This window comes from Ovoidimarina sediminis (genome assembly GCF_032586175.1).
In the GTDB taxonomy this organism is placed as follows: domain Bacteria; phylum Pseudomonadota; class Alphaproteobacteria; order Rhodobacterales; family Rhodobacteraceae; genus Ovoidimarina; species Ovoidimarina sediminis.
In genome coordinates, this window is record NZ_JAWHTE010000005.1 from 91,223 (window position 1) to 109,789 (window position 18,567).

General features: G+C 65.3%; 20 protein-coding genes. 7 read left to right on the plus strand and 13 right to left on the minus strand.

Annotation, left to right across the window (positions count from 1 at the left end):
- Positions 1–17: 17 nt before the first annotated feature.
- Entirely contained in the window at positions 18–1,025 is a 1,008-nt protein-coding gene (locus RXV90_RS07975; RefSeq protein ID WP_316648007.1) for a hypothetical protein, read from the minus strand.
- 137 nt (positions 1,026–1,162) lie between these two features.
- On the opposite strand from RXV90_RS07975, the gene RXV90_RS07980 reads away from it, so the two are divergent.
- The 3 genes from RXV90_RS07980 (at position 1,163) to RXV90_RS07990 (ending at position 3,510) form a co-directional block, all read left to right on the plus strand.
- Positions 1,163–2,068 carry a DMT family transporter gene (locus tag RXV90_RS07980; RefSeq protein WP_316648008.1) on the plus strand — a complete coding sequence of 302 codons (906 nt, stop codon included), beginning with the start codon at positions 1,163–1,165 and terminating at the stop codon, positions 2,066–2,068.
- The gene (locus tag RXV90_RS07985; RefSeq protein ID WP_316648009.1) at positions 2,065–2,712 is read left to right on the plus strand and encodes a Type II secretory pathway, pullulanase PulA; all 648 of its coding nucleotides are present in this window, start codon (positions 2,065–2,067) and stop codon (positions 2,710–2,712) included. Before RXV90_RS07980 ends, RXV90_RS07985 begins: the two co-directional genes overlap by 4 nt.
- A 186-nt stretch (positions 2,713–2,898) precedes the next feature.
- Positions 2,899–3,510: a Hint domain-containing protein gene (locus RXV90_RS07990; RefSeq protein ID WP_316648010.1), complete on the plus strand. Its 612-nt coding sequence runs from the start codon at positions 2,899–2,901 to the stop codon at positions 3,508–3,510.
- 23 nt (positions 3,511–3,533) lie between these two features.
- On the opposite strand, the gene RXV90_RS07995 is transcribed toward RXV90_RS07990, so the two are convergent.
- The 9 genes from RXV90_RS07995 to RXV90_RS08035 all read right to left on the minus strand — a co-directional run bounded on the left by RXV90_RS07995 (position 3,534) and on the right by RXV90_RS08035 (position 12,653).
- A complete protein-coding gene (locus tag RXV90_RS07995; RefSeq protein WP_316648011.1) occupies positions 3,534–5,735 on the minus strand; it encodes a 3-hydroxyacyl-CoA dehydrogenase NAD-binding domain-containing protein in 2,202 nt (733 codons plus the stop codon).
- Positions 5,736–5,828: 93 nt separating this feature from the next.
- On the minus strand, positions 5,829–6,260 hold the full coding sequence (locus RXV90_RS08000; RefSeq protein ID WP_316648012.1) for a hypothetical protein: 432 nt from the start codon (positions 6,258–6,260) through the stop codon (positions 5,829–5,831).
- Positions 6,261–6,412: 152 nt separating this feature from the next.
- Positions 6,413–7,624 carry an acetyl-CoA C-acetyltransferase gene (locus RXV90_RS08005; RefSeq protein WP_316648013.1) on the minus strand — a complete coding sequence of 404 codons (1,212 nt, stop codon included), beginning with the start codon at positions 7,622–7,624 and terminating at the stop codon, positions 6,413–6,415.
- A 14-nt stretch (positions 7,625–7,638) separates the two neighbouring features.
- Entirely contained in the window at positions 7,639–8,277 is a 639-nt protein-coding gene (locus tag RXV90_RS08010; RefSeq protein ID WP_316648014.1) for a glutathione S-transferase family protein, read from the minus strand.
- Positions 8,278–8,509: 232 nt separating this feature from the next.
- Positions 8,510–9,649 (minus strand): acyl-CoA dehydrogenase family protein, encoded by a 1,140-nt coding sequence (locus RXV90_RS08015; RefSeq protein ID WP_316648015.1) that lies wholly within the window; start codon positions 9,647–9,649, stop codon positions 8,510–8,512.
- A 21-nt stretch (positions 9,650–9,670) separates the two neighbouring features.
- A complete protein-coding gene (locus RXV90_RS08020) occupies positions 9,671–9,883 on the minus strand; it encodes a hypothetical protein (RefSeq protein WP_316648016.1) in 213 nt (70 codons plus the stop codon).
- Between the two features lie 23 nt (positions 9,884–9,906).
- Complete coding sequence (locus RXV90_RS08025; RefSeq protein ID WP_316648017.1) at positions 9,907–11,685, minus strand: acyl-CoA dehydrogenase C-terminal domain-containing protein; 1,779 nt, start codon at positions 11,683–11,685, stop codon at positions 9,907–9,909.
- Positions 11,686–11,712: 27 nt separating this feature from the next.
- Complete coding sequence (locus tag RXV90_RS08030; protein ID WP_316648220.1) at positions 11,713–12,099, minus strand: MerR family transcriptional regulator; 387 nt, start codon at positions 12,097–12,099, stop codon at positions 11,713–11,715.
- A gap of 179 nt (positions 12,100–12,278) precedes the next feature.
- The gene (locus tag RXV90_RS08035) at positions 12,279–12,653 is read right to left on the minus strand and encodes a MerR family transcriptional regulator (protein WP_316648019.1); all 375 of its coding nucleotides are present in this window, start codon (positions 12,651–12,653) and stop codon (positions 12,279–12,281) included.
- 132 nt (positions 12,654–12,785) lie between these two features.
- On the opposite strand from RXV90_RS08035, the gene RXV90_RS08040 reads away from it, so the two are divergent.
- Genes RXV90_RS08040 through RXV90_RS08050 form a run of 3 tightly spaced genes read left to right on the plus strand, consistent with a single transcriptional unit; the run spans position 12,786 to position 15,050 of the window.
- Entirely contained in the window at positions 12,786–13,220 is a 435-nt protein-coding gene (locus RXV90_RS08040) for a PaaI family thioesterase (RefSeq protein WP_316648020.1), read from the plus strand.
- The gene (locus tag RXV90_RS08045; RefSeq protein ID WP_316648021.1) at positions 13,217–13,738 is read left to right on the plus strand and encodes a PaaI family thioesterase; all 522 of its coding nucleotides are present in this window, start codon (positions 13,217–13,219) and stop codon (positions 13,736–13,738) included. The genes RXV90_RS08040 and RXV90_RS08045 overlap by 4 nt, the downstream gene beginning before the upstream one ends.
- Entirely contained in the window at positions 13,731–15,050 is a 1,320-nt protein-coding gene (locus RXV90_RS08050; RefSeq protein WP_316648022.1) for an MATE family efflux transporter, read from the plus strand. Before RXV90_RS08045 ends, RXV90_RS08050 begins: the two co-directional genes overlap by 8 nt.
- 81 nt (positions 15,051–15,131) lie before the next feature.
- Here RXV90_RS08050 and arsC read toward each other — a convergent pair whose 3' ends face one another.
- Genes arsC through RXV90_RS08065 form a run of 3 tightly spaced genes read right to left on the minus strand, consistent with a single transcriptional unit; the run spans position 15,132 to position 16,863 of the window.
- Positions 15,132–15,476 carry an arsenate reductase (glutaredoxin) gene (gene arsC / locus RXV90_RS08055; protein WP_410482353.1) on the minus strand — a complete coding sequence of 115 codons (345 nt, stop codon included), beginning with the start codon at positions 15,474–15,476 and terminating at the stop codon, positions 15,132–15,134.
- Positions 15,473–16,531 (minus strand): quinone-dependent dihydroorotate dehydrogenase, encoded by a 1,059-nt coding sequence (locus RXV90_RS08060; RefSeq protein WP_316648024.1) that lies wholly within the window; start codon positions 16,529–16,531, stop codon positions 15,473–15,475. Before RXV90_RS08060 ends, arsC begins: the two co-directional genes overlap by 4 nt.
- Complete coding sequence (locus RXV90_RS08065) at positions 16,528–16,863, minus strand: DUF952 domain-containing protein (protein WP_316648025.1); 336 nt, start codon at positions 16,861–16,863, stop codon at positions 16,528–16,530. Before RXV90_RS08065 ends, RXV90_RS08060 begins: the two co-directional genes overlap by 4 nt.
- Before the next feature lie 114 nt (positions 16,864–16,977).
- Between RXV90_RS08065 and RXV90_RS08070 the strand changes: the two genes are divergently transcribed.
- Complete coding sequence (locus RXV90_RS08070; protein WP_316648027.1) at positions 16,978–18,552, plus strand: bifunctional metallophosphatase/5'-nucleotidase; 1,575 nt, start codon at positions 16,978–16,980, stop codon at positions 18,550–18,552.
- Positions 18,553–18,567: the final 15 nt, after the last annotated feature.

An 18,567-nucleotide genomic window follows, 5' to 3' on the forward strand; every position in this document is an offset into this window, starting at 1 on the left:
GGGGCAGCGCCCCCGTCTCATCCGCCGCAGATCCCCTGCAAAGCCACCCAGTCCCCGTCCGACAGAAGTGGCACGCCGCCGCCCGGATCTGCCTCGATCAGGGACAAGGTCTCTTCCCCGGTGATGTCGATCGCATAGGCATAGGGCGAAAGCGATACCCCGGCGGCCGCGAAGCGCGCCGCCGTCCGCCCGGGGTCGAGCGGTGCAGGCTCCCGTGTCAGAAGCCCTGCGCCATAACCTTCAAGGGCGCCGTCGGGCAGCGTCCCCGTTGTCGCGAGCCGCGCCGTCGCCATCAGCCCGGCATGGCGCAGAACGCCCAGAAGCGGGTCTTCCGCCGAAGCCCGCTCTACTTCCGCCAGCACATAGCCCGCCACGACTGAAGGGCTCTCGTGATCTTCCACAACGCCCCGGCCGATCAGCACCTTGCCCCCGGGCAGGTGCACCGCGTCGCGCACGCCCCCGGGCAGCACGATCACCCGCTGAGGGCCAGCCGCGCCCAGCCGCTGGGTCAGCTTGCCCAGCGCCTGCAGCCCCTCGGGCACGTCACATGCCGGCCCCGTTACCCCCACGATCGCCTCCAGAATATCGTCGCCCAGTGCGATCCGCGCTGGGTCCGGAACCAGCGAGGCGGTCTTGCGCAGAAATGCGCCCGGCAGCCAGACCACCGCCAGCACCGCGATCAGCACCGCCACCGCGATCACCAGCCGGTGCCTCAACCGCCCGGGATGGGGCCGTCCCCGGTCCACCGCTGCGCGGATCTTCTCGATCGCGCGGATCATCGTATCGTCCGAGGTCTCGATCTGCTCGCCGCCCTCCATCTCTGGCGCATAGACGGCGGGCCGCCGCCCGGGGTTCAGCCGCTCGACGGCGGCCAGCGACCAATGCGCCAGCGCCACGTCCCGGTGATCGGTGATCGTCAGCGTTGCGTGGCCCAGCGATAACACCACGTCGCGGCGCTGCGCACCCTCGGCCGGGGTGTAAAGCCCCTGCGCCTCCAGCCGCTGATATTCCTTGAGCGCGGTCATGGCCCCAATGTCGTTCCGCTCGTCCGCCCCTCTGCCCGGAGCGAAAGAATAGCCCGGGCTTGCAAGGCCGTCCATTGCGCGGGCGCGTCCGGAATGCTTTGGTCCCCCGAGCCATATCCCGCCGGAGCGCGCGCCCCATGTCCGAGACCCGTCCCATCGCCGCCGCGCTCTTCGTGATCGCGGCCATGGGCGTGATCGGCTTCATCGACAATTACGTTGTGGTGATCGCCGGCGAAACCGGGCTCTGGCAGTTCCACCTGATGCGCGCGGCCATTGCCCTGCCGCTTCTGGCCGCCGCCGCGGCGCTCGGCTTCGGCACGCTCAGGGCCACCGCGCCGCGCCCCGTGGCGTTGCGCAGCTTTCTCGTATCCGCCACCATGGTGCTCTATTTCGGAACGCTCGCCTTCCTGCCGATCGCCAAGGTGGTGGCGGGGCTCTTCACCGCGCCGCTCTGGGTCATGGTCATTTCGGCGCTGTTTCTCGGTCAACGCGTCGGCCCTGTCCGCGCCCTCGCGGGCATCGTGGGCTTCTTGGGCGTCCTCTTGGTCCTGAAGCCCGAAGCAGGCTCCTTTACGCCGGTTTCCGCTGTCCCGCTTGTCGCGGGGCTTCTCTACGCGCTGGGGGCCATCGTCACCCGCGAGGGCTGCGCGCGCGAAAGCGTGCCGGCACTCCTCACCGGCTTCTTCACGGCCATGGCGATCTGGTCGATCCTGGGGCTTCTCGTCCTTGCGATCCTTCAGCCCGACGCACCCCCGGGGGCCGCCGGCTTCATTCTGCGCGGTTGGGGCCCTCCAAGTGAGACCGCGCTGTTCTGGACGGCGGTTCAGGCCGTGGGCTCGATTCTCGGCGTCGGCCTCCTGACCCGGGGCTACCAGCTGGCCGATGCCTCCTTCGTCGCTGTGTTTGAATATTCGCTTCTGGGCTTCGTCTCGGTCTGGGCCTGGGTCCTGCGCGGCGAAACCCTCGATGCGCTGTCGCTCGCCGGGCTCTGTCTCATCGCGGTCTCGGGCGTCGTTATCGCGCTTCGGGGCCGGGACCGGTGATCTTCTCCCGCGGCCGCCGCTTCATCTTCATCCATATCCCGAAAACGGGCGGCACTTCCTTGGCGCTCGCCTACGAGGCTCGCGCGATGAAAGACGATATTCTCGTGGGCGACACCCCCAAGGCCGCGCGCCGCCGCAAGCGCCAGAAGGGGGTCTTTCCGCAGGGCGCTCTCCGCAAGCACATGACACTCGCCGATCTCTGCGGCCTTCTCGGGCCGGAAGACCTGAGCGGTGTCATGGTCTGCACCCTGGTCCGCAACCCCTGGGCGCGCTGCCTCAGCTATTACCGCTGGCTTCGCCTCCAGAGTTTCGATCACCCTGCCGTGGCTACTGCGAAGCGCGAAAGCTTCGACGGCTTCCTGAATGATCCGGAGATTGCCGCAAGCCTCCGCCACGGCACCGCCGAAAGCTACGTGACGGCCGCGGGCGCGCCTGCCCCCCACTTCATCCGCCTCGAACATCCCGACGCCGATCTTCCGGCGGTCGAGGCGTATCTGGGCTTCCCCCTTCGCCCGCTCCCCCATGTGAACGCAAGCGCACGCGAAGGGCTCGCCGCCGCCTATACTCCGGCCCTAGCCGCCCGCGTTGCCGATCTCTGCGCTGCCGACATCGCCCGCTTCGGCTACCGCTTCCCCGATCCCTAACCGCGCGGCGCACCGCCAGCCATTGTCACCACCCCGGCAACAGTGATCCAGATCACAGAAAACTGGGGGCCCCGCCGCAACGCCGCCCGCATCTTGCCACATTTCCGCCCGGATCGGGGCGAAATGGCCGTGTTTCCTGCCCACCGTGCGGCAATCGGGAGCCTCGCGTGTTTAGGAGCAAATGGTATGAACGGCTTACAGGATGTACGCCACGGGGGCCGTCGTGTGGCTTCCGGTCTTGTCGGGGGAACCAGAATTGAAACGGAAATCGGGTGGCAGCGGGTCGAGGATGTGATCCCCGGCACGCAGATCCACACATTTGACGGCGGGCTCAGAACGCTGAAATCGGTGATCCGCGCGCGATACGGCGCCGATCTGCCCAAGGTCTATCCGGAAGGGCTCACGCTCATCCCCGGCGGCGCTCTGGGCAATTGCGAGGCGCTCTACGTCCTGCCGGATCAGGGCATTCTCCTTGCCGGCGCCGCCGTCGAAAGCGTCACCGGCCAGCATCGCGTCCTCGTGCGCGGGGCCGACATCGCGGGGCATGGAGAGATCGGTCTCGCCATGCCCGTCGACGGAATAGAGGTGGTTTCGCTGAGGTTCGAAGACGAGGAAGTCGTCTATGCCAATACGGGCCTCTGCCTGCACTGCCCGGCCGATGGCCGGGCGGCGGTGCAGTCGCAGGCCTTCCCCGTCCTCGACGCTCCGGCAGCCGATCTTCTGATGTCCTGCCGGTTCCTGGAGGGCCACCGCGCGTCCACGCGGCAGCGCCCCAGGCGTGTGGCCGCCGCCGTTTGAGAGGGCGGCGGCGGCGGGTCGCCTCAGGCGGCTTCGGCGCGGGGCGCGAAACGGCCGTAAAAGGTCTCGCCCCGCGCCGCCATGTCCTTCAGAAGGGCAGGGGGCGTGAACCGGGGGCCGTGACGGGCGGTCAGATCCTCGCAGATCTCCACCGCGCGTGCCGCCCCGATCATGTCGAGCCACGAGAACGGGCCGCCTGACCAGGGCGCAAAGCCCCAGCCGAGGATCGCGCCCACGTCACCCTCGCGGATGTCCATCAGAACGTTTTCCTCCAGCGCCCGTACGGCTTCCAGCACCTGTGTGAAAAGAAGCCGGTGCTGCACTTCGCTGAGTTCGGGCTGCGTCTCGGCCTCGTCGTAGCGCTCGCCAAGACCGGCCCACAGGCCTTGCCGCTTGCCAGCCTCGTCATAGGCATAGAAGCCCGCCTTGCTCTTCCGGCCCAGACGCCCCTCGTCGGCCATCCAGAACAGCACCTCGTCGACCGCTCCGTCTGGGTAGGCATCGCCCATCGCCGCCCTCGTCGCCTTCGCGATCTTCACGCCAAGGTCGATCGAGGTTTCGTCCACAAGCTGCAAGGGGCCCAGCGGCATTCCCACAAGCTTCGCGGCGTTCTCTACCAGCGGTGGCGTCACCCCCTCGGCCACCATCCGGATGCCCTCGTTGATGTAGGGGATGATGCACCGGTTGGCGTAGAAGAACCGCGCGTCGTTCACCACGATCGGCGTCTTCCGGATCTGGCGCACGAAATCGAGCGCCTTGGCCACCGCCCGGTCGCCGGTTTCGGTGCCGCGGATGATTTCCACCAGCATCATCTTGTCGACGGGTGAGAAGAAGTGGATGCCGATGAACTGCTCCGGCCGCGCGCTCGCCTTCGCAAGCTCCGTGATCGGCAGGGTCGAGGTGTTGGTGGCGAAGATGCAATCCTCGCCCACGATCGCTTCCACCTTCTGCGTCACCTCGGCCTTGATGCCCGGATCCTCGAACACCGCTTCCACGATCAGGTCGGCGCCGACCAGCGCAGCGTAATCCGAGGTCGCGGTAATCTTCGAAAGAACCGCCTCTTTCTTCTCCGGCGTCACCCGTTTGCGCGAGATCCCCTTGTCGAGAATGCCCTCGGAATAGCCCTTGCCGCGATCCGCGGCTTCCTGCGACTGGTCGACAAGCACCACCTCGATCCCGGCCTGAGCCGCGACATAGGCGATCCCGCCGCCCATCATGCCCGCACCAAGAACACCCAGCTTCTTTACCGACTGGTCGTCGACCGTGGGCCGGTTTGCGCCCTTCTCGAGCGCCTGCTTGTTCTGGAAGAGCGAGCGGATCATCGCCCCCGAAGAGGGGTTCATCAGCACGTTGGTGAACCACCGTGCCTCGATCTTCAGCGCCGTGTCGAAGGGCACGAGCGCGCCCTCATAGGCTGCTGACAAAAGCGCCTTGGCCGCCGGATAGACGCCCATTGTCTTGCCGTGCACCATCGCCGAGGCGCCGACATAGGTCATGAAGCCCGCAGGGTGATAGGGCGCGCCGCCCGGCATCTTGTAACCCTTCTGATCCCACGGCTTCACGATATCGGCGTCTCCGGCCCCCAATACCCAGGCCTTCGCGCGGGCCAGAAGCTCGCCTGCCGGCACCACCTCGTCGATCAGCCCGGCCGATTTCGCGCGGTCCGGCGTATAGGTCTTGCCTTCCAGAAGATGCGGGCTCGCGGCCATGGCGCCCATCTTGCGCACCAGCCGCGTCGTGCCGCCCGCGCCGGGGAAGATACCCACCAGGATTTCCGGCAGACCGATCCGCGCCCTCGGGTTGTCGGCGGCGAAGATCCGGTGACAGCAAAGCGGGATCTCATAGCCGATCCCCAGCGCTGTGCCGGTCAGGGCGGCGGCCACGGGCTTGCCGCCCTTCAGCGTCTTCGGGTCCGTGCCCGCGCGTTCGATCTTCCGCATGATGCCATGGACACGCATGATTCCTTCGAACAGGCCGCGCGCCGGGTCGTCGCCCGCCATTTCCTTCATCCGGGCGATGACGTTCAGGTCCATCCCACCCGCGAAGCTGTCCTTGCCCGAGGTCAGGACGATGCCTTTCACGGCCTCGTCCCCAAGCGCCCGGTCAATCAGCGCATCAAGCTCGTCCCAACCCTGGAACGTCATGACATTCATGGATTTCCCGGGCACGTCCCAGGTGATGACGGCCACGCCGTCCGCGTCGATATCGTAGTGAAATTCAGCCATGTCGGGCTCCGTCAGTCGCAAGTGTGAGGGCGCTTGCCCGGGGGCGGGCCTGCGTCGGTGTCTCTGTGTCGTGTGTGCGGCGGGTGTGTGCGGTCAGTGCGGCCGGTCGGGCAACTGCCACAGGCCAGGCGCGCCATGGAAGGCCATCCGCTCCAGGTCGACCATTTCGATCCGTAGCGCGCCGGACCCGTCCGTGCGGCAATAGTACCGCAAATGTGTCCGGTCGAGTTCTTTGCACGCCGGGCCGAGATAGGCCCACTCCACCTCGAGGATGATCCGCCCCTGCTTGGAACGGTCGATATTGAGAAGCTTCGTGGCGATCGCGACCGTCCCGTTGCTTTTCGCAACCGACATCCGGCCGGTGAGGGCGCGCTGCGTATCCTCGCGGGAGCGTTCCACGTTCACTCCCCCAGGACGGTAGACAGCAAGAGGATAGGAATAGACCCGAAGGGCATCGTCCAGACGCCCCTCGATCACAGCATCCGCCAGATCCTGACAGAATCGGCTGAGCGCCGCCTCCTCCATTTCCTTTCCGCAAACTCCATAATGCCCTTGGGGCGAGATCACGTGATTTATTATTCTGATCGAAAAAGTAGGTCTCTGCAGCGGAGGTCAAGAAAACACAACCATCACGGTACCTTACGGCCCGGCCACTCGCGTTGATGCTCGTTGTCATCTCAAACACGCTCGATCACCGTCGCCGCGCCCATGCCGCTCGCAACGCAGAGGGTGGCAAGACCTATCTCCTTGTCGGATCGTTCCAATTCGTCCAAGAGCGTGCCCAGGATGATCGCCCCCGTGGCGCCCAGCGGGTGGCCCATAGCGATCGCGCCGCCATTAACGTTCACGGTTCCGTGATCGACATCGAAGGCCTGCATGAAGCGCAGAACGACCGAGGCAAAGGCCTCGTTCACCTCGAAGAGGTCGATATCGCCGATCGCCATACCGGCATCCTTCAGGATCTTTTCGGTTACCGGCACGGGGCCGGTCAGCATGATCGTGGGATCGGTGCCGATCTTCGCTGTGGCGCGGATCCGCGCGCGCGCCTTCAGCCCGTGGGCTTCGCCGAATTCCTTCGATCCGATCAGGATCGCAGCGGCCCCGTCCACGATGCCCGACGAGTTGCCGGCATGGTGAATATGCTCGATCCGCTCCAGATGCGGGTATTTCATCATCGCGACCTTGTCGAAGCCGGGCATCACCTCGCCCATCTGCTTGAAGGCCGGGTCAAGCGATCCCAGCGCCTGCATGTCCGTGCCGGGGCGCATGTATTCGTCCCGCTCGAGGATCGGCAGGCCGTTCACGTCCCGCACAGTGACCACCGATTTCCCGAACCGCCCGTCCTCCCAGGCCGCGGCGGCCCGCGCCTGGCTCTCGACGGCATAGGCGTCGGCATCGTCCCGGGTAAAGCCATACTCGGTCGCGATGATATCCGCCGAGATGCCCTGAGGGACGAAATAAGTCTTCATCGCCAGAGATGGATCGACGGCGATCGCCGCCCCGTCCGACCCCATGGGCACCCGGCCCATCATCTCGACGCCGCCCGCGATATAGGCCCCGCCCGCGCCGCCCCGCACCTGGTTCGCGGCCATGTTCACGGCCTCGAGGCCGCTCGCGCAGAACCGGTTGATCGACACGCCCGGAATGCGCTCGTCGAGGTCCGAGGCCAACACGGCGGAGCGCGCAAGGCACCCGCCCTGTTCGCCGACCTGGGTCACGTTGCCCCAGATCAAGTCCTCCACCACATGGCCGTCCAGGCCATTGCGATCCTTCACCGCGTTCAGCACTTCGGCGGAAAGGTGCAATGCGGTCACTTCGTGCAGGCTGCCGTCCTTGCGGCCCTTGCCGCGAGGGCTGCGCACGGCGTCGAAAATATAGGCGTCGGTCATCGAAGGTCCTTTCGTCACGCCCGGTCCGAGGGGTGGCCGGGCATCAGGTCATAGGGGTGTTTCCAGCCGGGCACCGCTTCGATGCGGTTGAGCCAAGCGTCGATATGGGGCCAGTCGGCCCGATCGAACCCAAAGGGTTCGGGATAAAAGAGGTAGCCGCAGGCGCAGATATCGGCGGCGGTCATCCCATCGCCCACGATCCAGTCGCGGCCCTGAAGGTGGGTGTCGAGCGTCTTCAGCGCGGCCATAAGCCGGCCTTGCAGGAAACGGATCGCCTCCTGCGGGCGTTTCTCCTCGGGCAGGAAGTTCATCAGGAAGCGCACCACGCCCGCCTGACTGGACATCTTGTGGTTGTCCCAGAGGACCCACCGCAGAATTTCGTAGCGGTCTTCGGCGCGCCCGCCGAGCGGGCTGCCGGTCTTGTCGATCACGTATTGCTGGATCGCGCCCGACTGGGTCAGCATCAGGTCGCCGTCCTTGAGAACCGGGGCTTCGCCCATGGCATTCACTTTGCGCAGATACGCTTCGCTCCGCGCCTCGCCGCCAAAGAAATCGACGTAAACAGGGGCCCAGTCGACGCCCGACAGCTCCAGCGTCAGCGCGGCCTTGTAGCAGTTCCCGGATTCGCCGAAGCAATACAGCTGCATCGTCATGATCTGACCTCGCACGTCGGAAAATGAGTATTTCTGCCAAAATGAAGGTGCCGTTCACGCCCCATTAAGGTTAACGCGCCAGAGAGGAAGATGCGGTACAGGCTGGAGAGCCGATGACCGCCCAAAGTGAAGGTCTCCCTGCCTGCTGGCAGGGAGGCTGCCGCCGCTTCATTTTGGCGCAAATACTCGCGCCGCAGGCAACCGCCCGAAGGGCGGTATCGGCGCGCTCCGCTCACAGTGATCTCCCGATCAGTTCCTTCATGATCTCGTTCGTGCCGCCATAGATCCGCTGTACGCGCCCGTCGGCCCACATCGGCCCGATGTCGTATTCGGCCATGAAACCGTAGCCGCCATGCATTTGCAGGCAGGCGTCCAGCACCTCCATCATCGTGTCGGTGATCCAGTATTTCGCCATCGCCGCCTCTTCGACGCTGAGCACGCCATCGAGGTGCTTCGAGATGCACTGGTCGAGGAAGGCGCGCGCCACGGTTGTCTTCGTCTTGGCCTCGGCAATGGTGTGCCGCACGACCTGGTGCTTCAGGATCGGCACCCCGAAAGCTTCCCGTTCCTTGGCATAGGCCACCGTGCGTTCCACCGCGCCCTCCATCGCGCCCACCGCGCCACAGGCGATGATCAGCCGCTCCTGGGGCAATTGCTGCATCATCTGGTAAAAGCCCTGGCCTTCGGCCGCGCCCAGAAGGTTCTCGGGCGGCACTTCGACATTGTCGAAGAACAGCTCCGAGGTGTCAGCGGCGTGAAGCCCGATCTTCTTGAGGTTCCGGCCGCGTTTGAATCCCTCGGCCCCCTCGGTTTCCACCACCAGAAGCGAGGTGCCCTTGGCCCCCGCCGACGGATCGGTCTTGCAGGCCACCACGATCAGGTCCGCATGCTGCCCGTTGGTGATGAAGATCTTGGATCCCGACAGGCGATAGGCATTTCCGTCCTTCACCGCGCGGGTCTTGATCGCCTGCACGTCCGATCCCGCGCCGGGCTCGGTCATCGCCAGCGCGCCCACCATCTCGCCCGTCGCCATCTTCGGCAGCCAGCGCACCTTCTGCTCGTCCGAGCCATAGGCGAGGATGTAATGTGCCACGATCCCCGAATGGATCCCGTGGCCCCAGGATGCGAGGTTCGCACGCGCCCCTTCGATCAGGATCGCCGCCTCATGCCCAAAATCGCCGCCCGCGCCGCCGTATTCCTCGGGCACCGACGGAAGCAAAAGGCCAAGCTCCCCGGCCTGCGTCCAGGTCTCCTTGTCCATCTCGCCCTGCTCGGCCCAGCGCGCGAAATGCGGGGCCCACTCGTTCGTGATGAACTCCCGCGTCATATCGGCGAGCATCCTGTGCTCGTCGGTCATCCAGCCTGTCGTCATGTGTCCCTCCCGAAACGGGCCTCAGCGCTTTCGCGCATCCAGCTCGCTGTTGAAGATCCTGAGCCGCGCTCCGAGGTTCTCGTCATCCATGATCGAGTCGAAATTCTCGAAGATGAACGACAGCGCCTCGCCTTCGTCGAGCCCCGCCTCCTGCGCAAACCGCCGGAGTCGGCGATAGCCGTCCTCGGTCATTGCGCAGGGAAAACGGCGGGTCAGGCGGAAACGCTTGGGCATTGGCTTCAGGATCCTCGTTGTCTTCAGAAATTGGCGGCTTCCAGCGTCATCACCGGCTCCGCGCCGGACTGGATGCGCGCCAGATGCAGCGCGGTCGCCGGAAGCTGCCGCTTCATGTAATAGCGGCCCGTCGCCAGTTTCGCCTCGTAGAACTCGCGATCCGACGCACCCGCATCAATCGCGGCCTGCGCGGCAATGGCCATTTTCGACCACATGAGCCCCAGGCAGACATGCCCGAAGAGGTGCATGAAGTCGTAGGATCCCGACAGCGCCGCATTCGGGTTTTTCATGCCTTCGGCCATGAAGAACATACCGGCGGCCTGAAGATCCTTAGACGCCGCCTTCAGGGGCTCGAGGAAATCGGCCTTAAGCGCGGCATTCTCCTCGTTTGCCTTCAGATGCGCCTTCACCAGCTCGAAGAAGCCCATGATCGGCTTCCCGCCGTTCATCGGCAGCTTCCGCGCCACGAGGTCAAGCGACTGAACGCCGTTCGTGCCTTCATAGATCATCGCGATCCGCGCATCGCGCACGAACTGCTCGAGCCCCCATTCCTGGGTGAAGCCCGATCCGCCCAGCGTCTGCTGCGCCAGAACCGTGGTGTCGAAGCCCTTGTCGGTCAGGAAGCCCTTGAGCACGGGCGTCAGCAGCGAGATCAGGCCATCGGCCTCGGCATCCCCGTTCCGGTGCGCCCGGTCGATGACGGTGGCGCCCCACAGCGCGAAGGCGCGGGCCCCTTCGACAAAGCTCTTCTGGTCCAGCAGGTTCCGCCGCACATCGGGGTGCACGATGATCGGATCGGCCGGGCCGTTCGGGTTCTTTGTGCCGGTCACGTCGCGGCCCTGAAGCCGGTCCTGCGCGAAGCCAAGCGCGTTCTGATAGGCGACCGAGGCCTGGGCAAAGCCCTGCATCCCGACCAGGAGACGCGCTTCGTTCATCATCGTGAACATCGCGCGCATACCCTTGTGCATCTCGCCGATCAGAAAGCCGGTCGCCCCGTCATAGTTCATCACGCAGGTGGCGTTGCCGTGAATTCCCATCTTCTCTTCAAGCCCGCCGCAGGACAGGCTGTTGCGTTCGCCAAGGCTGCCGTCCTCGTTCACCAGGAACTTCGGCACGATGAAAAGCGAGATGCCCTTGATCCCCTCGGGGCCGCCCGGAATGCGGGCGAGGACGAGGTGGATGATGTTGTCCGACATGTCGTGCTCGCCGGCCGAGATCCAGATTTTCTGCCCGGTGATGCGGTAAGTGCCGTCCTCCTGCGGTTCCGCCTTCGTGCGGATCAGGCCCAGATCGGTGCCGCATTGCGGCTCGGTCAGGTTCATCGTTCCGGTCCAGGTGCCCGCGGCCATGTTCGGCAGATAGGTCTCTTTCTGTGCGTCCGAGCCATGGGCGTGGATCGCTGACATCGCACCGTGGGTCAGGCCCGAATACATCTGGAACGCCATGTTGGCCGACGAGAAGTATTCGCCCGTCGCAAGGTTCATCACAACCGGCATCCCCTGGCCGCCATAGGCGGGATCGGCGTCGAGCGCTGTCCAGCCGCCCTCGCACATCGTCTCGTAGGCCGCCTTGAATCCCTCGGGCGTCCGCACCACGCCATTTTCCAGCGAACATCCCTGCGCATCTCCCACCTTGTTCAAGGGGTGCAGCACCTCCGCGGCCACCTTGCCCGCCTCTTCCAGAACGGCCTTGGTGAAGTCGGCGTCAAGCTCGTCATAGCCGGGGATATCCATCGCCTGCACGTTCAGCATTTCCTGCAGGATGAACTGGGTGTCTTTGACGGGGGCGGTATAGGTCGTCATATCGGGGGACTCCTGGGAAAAGACTGGTTATTCGGCGGCGCGCTGGCCGGTCTGGAGAGAGGCGATCATCTCTTCGCCCCACTTCAGCTGTTCCTTCAGCTCGTCGATGGCCTGGTTCAGCTCGTCGCGCTGGCTGACCATCGCGGTCAGGCGGTCCTGCGCGATCCTGTAGGTTTCGGTCAGCTGGGTCAGTTGCTGGTCGCCGGCATCGTAGAGGTTCAGGAGCTGGCGGATATCTTCGAGGCTGAACCCAAAGCGCTTGCCGCGCAGGATCAGCTTGAGCCGCGCGCGGTCACGCCGGGTGAACAGCCGCTTGGTGCCTTCGCGGATTGGGAAAAGCAGTTCTTTCGATTCGTAGAAGCGAAGCGTGCGCGGCGTCACGTCGTACGCGTCGCACATTTCACGGATCGTCATTACAGGTTCGTCGGTCACGGGTCTCATCCTCGCAATGTCGGTTGCGGCGACATGCGCTTCTCGGACCCCACCTTACAAGAATGCTTTACGTTTACGTAATCACAACGTCGCGTCAATTTCGTGATTGAGAGCGATCCTGTCCCTGACGCAGGGTCACGACGCAAAAATCTTTCGCGATCTCAGGCTTTGTCCACGAGGCCCTGGGTTTCGGCTCGAAGGGCATTCAGATCGTCGATTGTCTGGTCGAGTCGCGCGCGCTCCTCGGCCAGCACATCAAGCTGACGGTCGGCCAGTCGCAAGAATTCCTCGAACTGCGCCTTCGATCCCTTCTCTTCATAGAGAAGAAGCCACTGGCGAATTTCCTCTAGGCTGAAACCGAACCTGCGGCCCCGCAGGATCAGCGTCATCCGCGCAGTCTCCCGCGGGCTGTAAAATCGCGACCGGCCCTCGCGGTCCGGGCTCAGAAGTTCGATATACTCGTAATACCGCAGGGTTCGCGGCGTCACGTCGAACTTCGCGCACATTTCCTTGAATGTCAGACGCTCATCGGACATCGCTCCTCCACACATGTCCATTTATACGCCAGCGCCCCAACACTGCAATCCGGCGAATGGTTCAATTCACGCTTGCGGGAGCGGGGGGGCGCCGACATAACGGCGGCGAATTCGGAAAAGGTGTCAGAACCGATGGCCGATCCCCGTGTCGAGGCCACGCGCCAGTTCATAACCGCTTTGCCCCATTGCCGCGCGCTGGGAATGCGCCTCGTCGACGTGGGCGACGGGAAGGCGGTGATCGAAATGCCCTATGACGCCCGCTTCGTCGGCGATCCCTCGACGGGGGTGATCCATGGCGGCGCGGTCTCGGCGCTGATGGATACCTGCGGCGGAGCGGCGGTGATGAGCCACCCGAAAAGCCCCTCTGTGACGGCCACCCTCGATCTTCGAATCGATTACATGCGCGCGGCCACTCCGGGCCAGACGATCCGGGCCGAGGCCACCTGCTATCACATCACGCGCTCGGTCTCCTTCGTGCGCGCGGTCGCGATGGACGACGACGGCGACAACCCGGTTGCCACGGCCACCGGCGCCTTCACCATCGAATCCAAGCGGGCCCGCGCATGAGACGCCAGCGCCCCGAACCCGTCCAGGTCGTCAAACAGCGTCGCGACAGCGCGCTTCGCGCGCTCGTCGAAGGCGTGCCCTACATCACCTATCTCGGCATCCGCTTCGAACGCCGCGGGGACGAGCTGACGGCGCTTCTGCCCTTCGACGAAAAACTGATCGGCAACCCGATGCTGCCCGCCATCCACGGCGGGGTGACGGCGGCCTTCCTCGAAACCACTGCGATCATCGAACTCAGCTGGTCGATGCTCTGGGACGACATCGAGAGCGGGCGGATCGACGCCGAAAGCCTAAGCCCCGACACGCTCCCCCGGCTGCCGAAGACGATCGATTTTACCGTCGATTACCTGCGCTCGGGTTTGCCACGCGACGCCTATGCACGCGCAAGGGTGAACCGCTCCGGCCGCCGCTATGCCTCCGTGCATGTCGAGGCCTGGCAGGACAATCGCAGCCGTCTCTTCGCCCAGGCGACGGGGCATTTCCTGATGCCGCCCCGCGACACGCCCTCCGATGCCTGAAACGGCGCTGCGGCCGCTCACCCACGGCCGCATCCTTAAGATCGCGGGCCCCATCGTCCTGTCGAATGCCACCGTGCCTATTCTCGGCATCGTCGATACCGGCGTGGTGGGCCAGATGGGCGAGGCGGTGCCGATCGGCGCGGTCGGCATCGGTGCCATCATCCTTTCGGCGATCTACTGGATCTTCGGTTTTCTGCGGATGGGTACGGTGGGGCTCACCGCCCAGGCCATCGGCGCGGGCGATCAGGCCGAGGCCGACGCGCTTCTGACCCGCGCGCTCATGATCGGGGGTGCGGCCGGCCTCGTGCTCATCCTCCTCCAGATCCCGATCTTTGCGGGCGCCTTCCTCGTTGCCCCCGCAAGCGCCGGGGTCGAGGCGCTTGCCCGCGATTACATGGCGATCCGCGTCTGGTCTGCGCCCGCGGCCATCGCGATCTTCGGCATCACGGGTTGGCTCATCGCGCGCGAACGCACGACGCAAGTTCTCGTCCTGCAACTCTGGATGAACGGGATCAACATCGTCCTCGATCTCTGGTTCGTTCTCGGCCTTGACTGGGGGGTGGAGGGTGTGGCCATCGCCACCTTCATCGCCGAATGGACGGCGCTGGGCCTCGGTCTCTGGCTGTGCCGCGGGCCGTTCCAGCGGCCCGACTGGCGCAACTGGGGCCGGGTTTTCGATGCAGGGCAGCTCAGGCGCATGGCCACGGTGAACACCGATATCCTGATTCGCTCGGTTCTGCTCGAGGCGATCTTCGTGTCGTTTCTGTTTCTCGGTTCCGATCTGGGTGATGTGCCGCTTGCGGCGAACCAGGTGCTTTTGCAATTCCTTCACGTCACGGCCTACGCCATGGATGGCTTTGCCTTCGCCGCCGAAGCGCTGGTGGGCCAGGCGGCGGGGGCCCGTGCCGTCGGCGCGCTACGCCGCAGCGCTCTGATGACAAGCCTCTGGGGCGCGGGCACCGTGATCGTCCTGTCGGCGGTTGTGGCCCTTTTCGGATCTTCCCTCATCGATCTGATGACCACGGCGCCGGGCGTGCGGGCCGAGGCGCGGCTCTATCTGCCCTACATGGTGCTCGCGCCGATTCTGGGCTGCGCGGCCTGGATGCTCGACGGCATCTTCGTCGGGGCCACCCGCACGCGCGACATGCGCAACATGATGATCCTGTCGGTGCTGGTCTATGGCGTTGCCGTGCTGGCCCTCGTCCCGACCTTCGGCAATCACGGTCTCTGGATCGCGCTTCTGATCTCCTTTGCGGCCCGCGGCATCACACTCGCATCGCGCTACCCGCGCCTCGAAGCCGCGCTGCGCTAGGCCCGTGCTGGCAGAGGGGCGCTGCCCCGCCGCGCGTGCCGCGCGGCCCCCGGAGTATTTCGGCCAAAATGAAGGGGTGGATCAGAGCAGATCGAGCACTTTGCGCGGCGGCCGCCCGATCACCGCCCGATCGCCCCGAAAAACGATCGGCCGCTCGATCAGCCCCGGATTTTCCGCCATCGCAGCAATCAGGAGGTCGGGATCGGCATCCTCCGAAAGCGCCATGTCCTGAAACGCAGGCTCTCCCGGGCGGATCACCTCCGACACGGGCAGGCCCAGCTTATCGATCGCGTCGCGGATCTCGTACTCGTTCGGCGGATCTTCAAGGTAGCGCCGCACTTCGGGCTCGATCCCCTCGGCTTCCAGAAGCGCAAGCGTGTCACGGCACTTCGAACAGCGCGGATTGAACCAGATCGTAATCGTCACGCCCATCTCTCCCGATCCGCGCCCACCGCCGCGGCGAGGCAGTCAAACCCGTCCCGTGCCAGAAGCGTCGACAGCCCCGAAAGGATCTCCGGTACAAGGCTCAGGCCCCCATACACGAGCGCGGTGTAAAGTTGTACGGCCGAAGCGCCCGCGCGGATCTTTGCATAGGCGTCTTCCGCCGACGACACCCCGCCGACGCCGATAAGCGGCAGTTCTCCACCTGTCAGCGCCGAAAGCCGCGCCAGCACCCTTGTCGATCTCTCGAACAGCGGCGCGCCCGACAGCCCGCCCGCCTCTCCGGCATGGGCGCTTCTCAGCCCGGCCCGGTCAAGCGTCGTGTTCGTCGCGATCATCCCGTCAAGCCCGGCGGCCATCGCCACCTCCGCCACATCCGAGAGCCCGGCATCGTCAAGATCGGGCGCGATCTTCAGGAAAACCGGCACCCGGCGCGCCAGGTCGCCCCGCGCCTCCAGCACGCCGTCAAGCAGCGCGGCAAGTGCCGCCTTCCCCTGCAGATCACGCAACCGCTCTGTATTGGGAGAGGAGACGTTGACGGTCGCGAAATCCACATGCGGCCCCGCCATTCGCAGGACGCGCGCGAAATCCGCCGCCCGGTCCGCACTGTCCTTGTTCGCGCCGAGGTTCAGCCCCACGGGCACGCCCTTCGGCCGCGCCGCCAGCCGCGCCGCGATTGCCTCCGCCCCGTCATTGTTGAAGCCGAAGCGGTTGATCGCCGCCCGGTCCTCCGCCAGACGGAAAAGCCGCGGGCGCGGGTTGCCGGGCTGGGGCAGGGGGGTCGCCGCGCCCACCTCCAGAAACCCGAAGCCCGCGCGCATCAGCGGCCCCAGCGCCTCGGCATTCTTGTCGAACCCGGCCGCCAGCCCCAGCGGGTTCTCAAGCCGCATCCCCGCAAGCGTGACCTGAAGCCGCGCATCCCGGACCGGCCCGCCTGACGGGCCGAGCCCCGCGCGAAGCGCCTTCAGTGCAAGCCCGTGGGCGCGTTCGGGATCAAGCCGCCGCAGGATCGGCAGCGCGATCCGCTCACCCAGGCTCATTCCACGCCCTCGGGCAGGATATGGCCCCGGGGCCCGGGCGGCATCCGCCGTGCCCAAAGCAGCTCCGACAGCCGCAACGCGCGGTAGAGATGCGGGAACAGCGCGCCGCCCCGCGAGGGCTCCCATTTCAGGGCATCGAGCCCGTCGGCCGCGACCGCCAGCACCCAAAGCCCGTCTGCGCCCGCGAAATGCTTCGCTGCGGTTTCGCCAAGCTGTTCGGCGGTGGAGAAGTGGATGAAACCATCGGCCAGATCCACCGGCGCGCCCTCGGTCGCCCCGTCATGAAGAAGCGCGGCCCACTCGGCACTGCGCAGGATTTTATAGATCACCATGGGCCGCGGCATGGCCCGCGGAAAACGCCGCGTCAACCCCGCGCGCCGCACTGGACAGTGCCGCGACTTGCCGCCACTCTCGCGACCATAACAACGACATCAGGGAGACCCTCAATGCTCGCACGGATTCTCACCGGCTCCGCGGCGGCGCTCGCACTCAGTGCCGGCCTCGCGCAGGCGGATTATTCCATTACGATCCTGCATACCAACGACTTCCACGCCCGGTTCGAGCCGATCAACCGTTTCGACTCGAGCTGCAACCCCGATGACAACACCGAGGGCAAGTGCTTCGGCGGCTCCGCCCGTATCATGACGGCGATTGAAACGGCGAAGGACCGTGCCGGCAACTGGCTTCTCGTCGATGGCGGCGACCAGTTCCAGGGCACGCTGTTCTACAACTACTACAAGGGCAAAGTGGCCGCCGAGATGATGAACCGGATGGGCTATGATGCGATGACCGTGGGCAACCACGAATTCGACGACGGCCCCGAAATCCTGCGCCAGTTCATCTCGGCGACCGAATTCCCGATCCTGATGTCGAATGCCGATGTTTCGGGGGAGCCGCTACTGTCCGACGCGATCCAGAAATCCGTGGTGATCGAGAAGGGGGGCGAAAAGATCGGGCTCATCGGCCTCACCCCGCAGGATACAGACGAACTGGCCTCGCCCGGGCGGAACGTGATCTTTACCGATCCGGTCGAGGCAGTGCAGGCCGAGGTCGACAGGCTGACGGCCGAGGGCATCAACAAGATCGTCGTGCTCAGCCATTCGGGCTATGGCACCGATCTGCGCGTGGCCGAGAACACCACCGGTGTCGATGTGATCGTGGGCGGGCATTCGAACACGCTTCTGTCGAACGTTTCCGACCGCGCGGCGGGGCCCTACCCGACGATGGTGGGCGAAACGGCGGTGGTGCAGGCCTATGCCTACGGCAAGTACCTGGGCGAATTGAAGGTCGTCTTCGATGATGAAGGCGTCGTGACTTCGGCCACGGGCGAGCCGATCCTGCTGGATCGCTTCGTTGTCGAGGATCAGGAAATCGTGGCCCGCGTCGGCGAACTCGCCGTGCCTCTGGAAGAGATCCGCAACCAGGTCGTGGCGGCCACCGATCAACCAATCGGCGGCGACCGCGAATTCTGCCGAAGCCAGGAGTGCGAGATGGGCAACCTGATTGCCGACGCCATGCTGGCGCGGGTGAAGGATCAGGGCATCCAGATCGCGATCCAGAATGGCGGCGGCATCCGCGCCTCGATCGATGCGGGAGAGGTGACGATGGGCGAGGTTCTGACGGTCCTGCCGTTCCAGAACACGCTGTCGACCTTCCAGGTTACCGGGGCCACGATCGTCGAGGCGCTGGAAAACGGCGTCAGCCAGATCGAGGAAGGCGCAGGCCGCTTCCCGCAGGTCGCGGGGCTGAAATACGCCTTCGACGCGGCCGCGGAACCGGGCGCCCGGGTCTCCGACGTGATGGTGGCGGAAGGCGACAGCTTCGTGCCGATCGATCCCGGCAAGCTCTACGGCGTGGTGTCGAACAACTACGTCCGGAACGGCGGCGACGGCTACAAGATGTTCGTCGATGCCGAGAACGCCTATGATTTCGGGCCCGACCTGGCGGATGTGACGGCGGAGTTCCTGGCCGCAAACGCGCCCTACGCGCCCTATACGGATGGCCGCATTACCAAGAAGTAAGCCAATGGCCCCTCG

Excerpts from the sequence above, each read along its gene's own strand:
- RXV90_RS07975 (WP_316648007.1), bottom strand. The coding sequence starts at position 1,025 with ATGACCGCGCTCAAGGAATATCAGCGGCTGGAGGCGCAGGGGCTTTAC.
- RXV90_RS07980 (WP_316648008.1), top strand. The coding sequence starts at position 1,163 with ATGTCCGAGACCCGTCCCATCGCCGCCGCGCTCTTCGTGATCGCGGCC.
- RXV90_RS07990 (WP_316648010.1), top strand. The coding sequence starts at position 2,899 with ATGAACGGCTTACAGGATGTACGCCACGGGGGCCGTCGTGTGGCTTCC.
- RXV90_RS07995 (WP_316648011.1), bottom strand. The coding sequence starts at position 5,735 with ATGGCTGAATTTCACTACGATATCGACGCGGACGGCGTGGCCGTCATC.
- RXV90_RS08000 (WP_316648012.1), bottom strand. The coding sequence starts at position 6,260 with ATGGAGGAGGCGGCGCTCAGCCGATTCTGTCAGGATCTGGCGGATGCT.
- RXV90_RS08005 (WP_316648013.1), bottom strand. The coding sequence starts at position 7,624 with ATGACCGACGCCTATATTTTCGACGCCGTGCGCAGCCCTCGCGGCAAG.
- RXV90_RS08010 (WP_316648014.1), bottom strand. The coding sequence starts at position 8,277 with ATGACGATGCAGCTGTATTGCTTCGGCGAATCCGGGAACTGCTACAAG.
- RXV90_RS08015 (WP_316648015.1), bottom strand. The coding sequence starts at position 9,649 with ATGACGACAGGCTGGATGACCGACGAGCACAGGATGCTCGCCGATATG.
- RXV90_RS08020 (WP_316648016.1), bottom strand. The coding sequence starts at position 9,883 with ATGCCCAAGCGTTTCCGCCTGACCCGCCGTTTTCCCTGCGCAATGACC.
- RXV90_RS08025 (WP_316648017.1), bottom strand. The coding sequence starts at position 11,685 with ATGACGACCTATACCGCCCCCGTCAAAGACACCCAGTTCATCCTGCAG.
- RXV90_RS08030 (WP_316648220.1), bottom strand. The coding sequence starts at position 12,099 with ATGACGATCCGTGAAATGTGCGACGCGTACGACGTGACGCCGCGCACG.
- RXV90_RS08035 (WP_316648019.1), bottom strand. The coding sequence starts at position 12,653 with ATGTCCGATGAGCGTCTGACATTCAAGGAAATGTGCGCGAAGTTCGAC.
- RXV90_RS08040 (WP_316648020.1), top strand. The coding sequence starts at position 12,786 with ATGGCCGATCCCCGTGTCGAGGCCACGCGCCAGTTCATAACCGCTTTG.
- RXV90_RS08045 (WP_316648021.1), top strand. The coding sequence starts at position 13,217 with ATGAGACGCCAGCGCCCCGAACCCGTCCAGGTCGTCAAACAGCGTCGC.
- RXV90_RS08050 (WP_316648022.1), top strand. The coding sequence starts at position 13,731 with ATGCCTGAAACGGCGCTGCGGCCGCTCACCCACGGCCGCATCCTTAAG.
- RXV90_RS08060 (WP_316648024.1), bottom strand. The coding sequence starts at position 16,531 with ATGAGCCTGGGTGAGCGGATCGCGCTGCCGATCCTGCGGCGGCTTGAT.
- RXV90_RS08065 (WP_316648025.1), bottom strand. The coding sequence starts at position 16,863 with ATGGTGATCTATAAAATCCTGCGCAGTGCCGAGTGGGCCGCGCTTCTT.
- RXV90_RS08070 (WP_316648027.1), top strand. The coding sequence starts at position 16,978 with ATGCTCGCACGGATTCTCACCGGCTCCGCGGCGGCGCTCGCACTCAGT.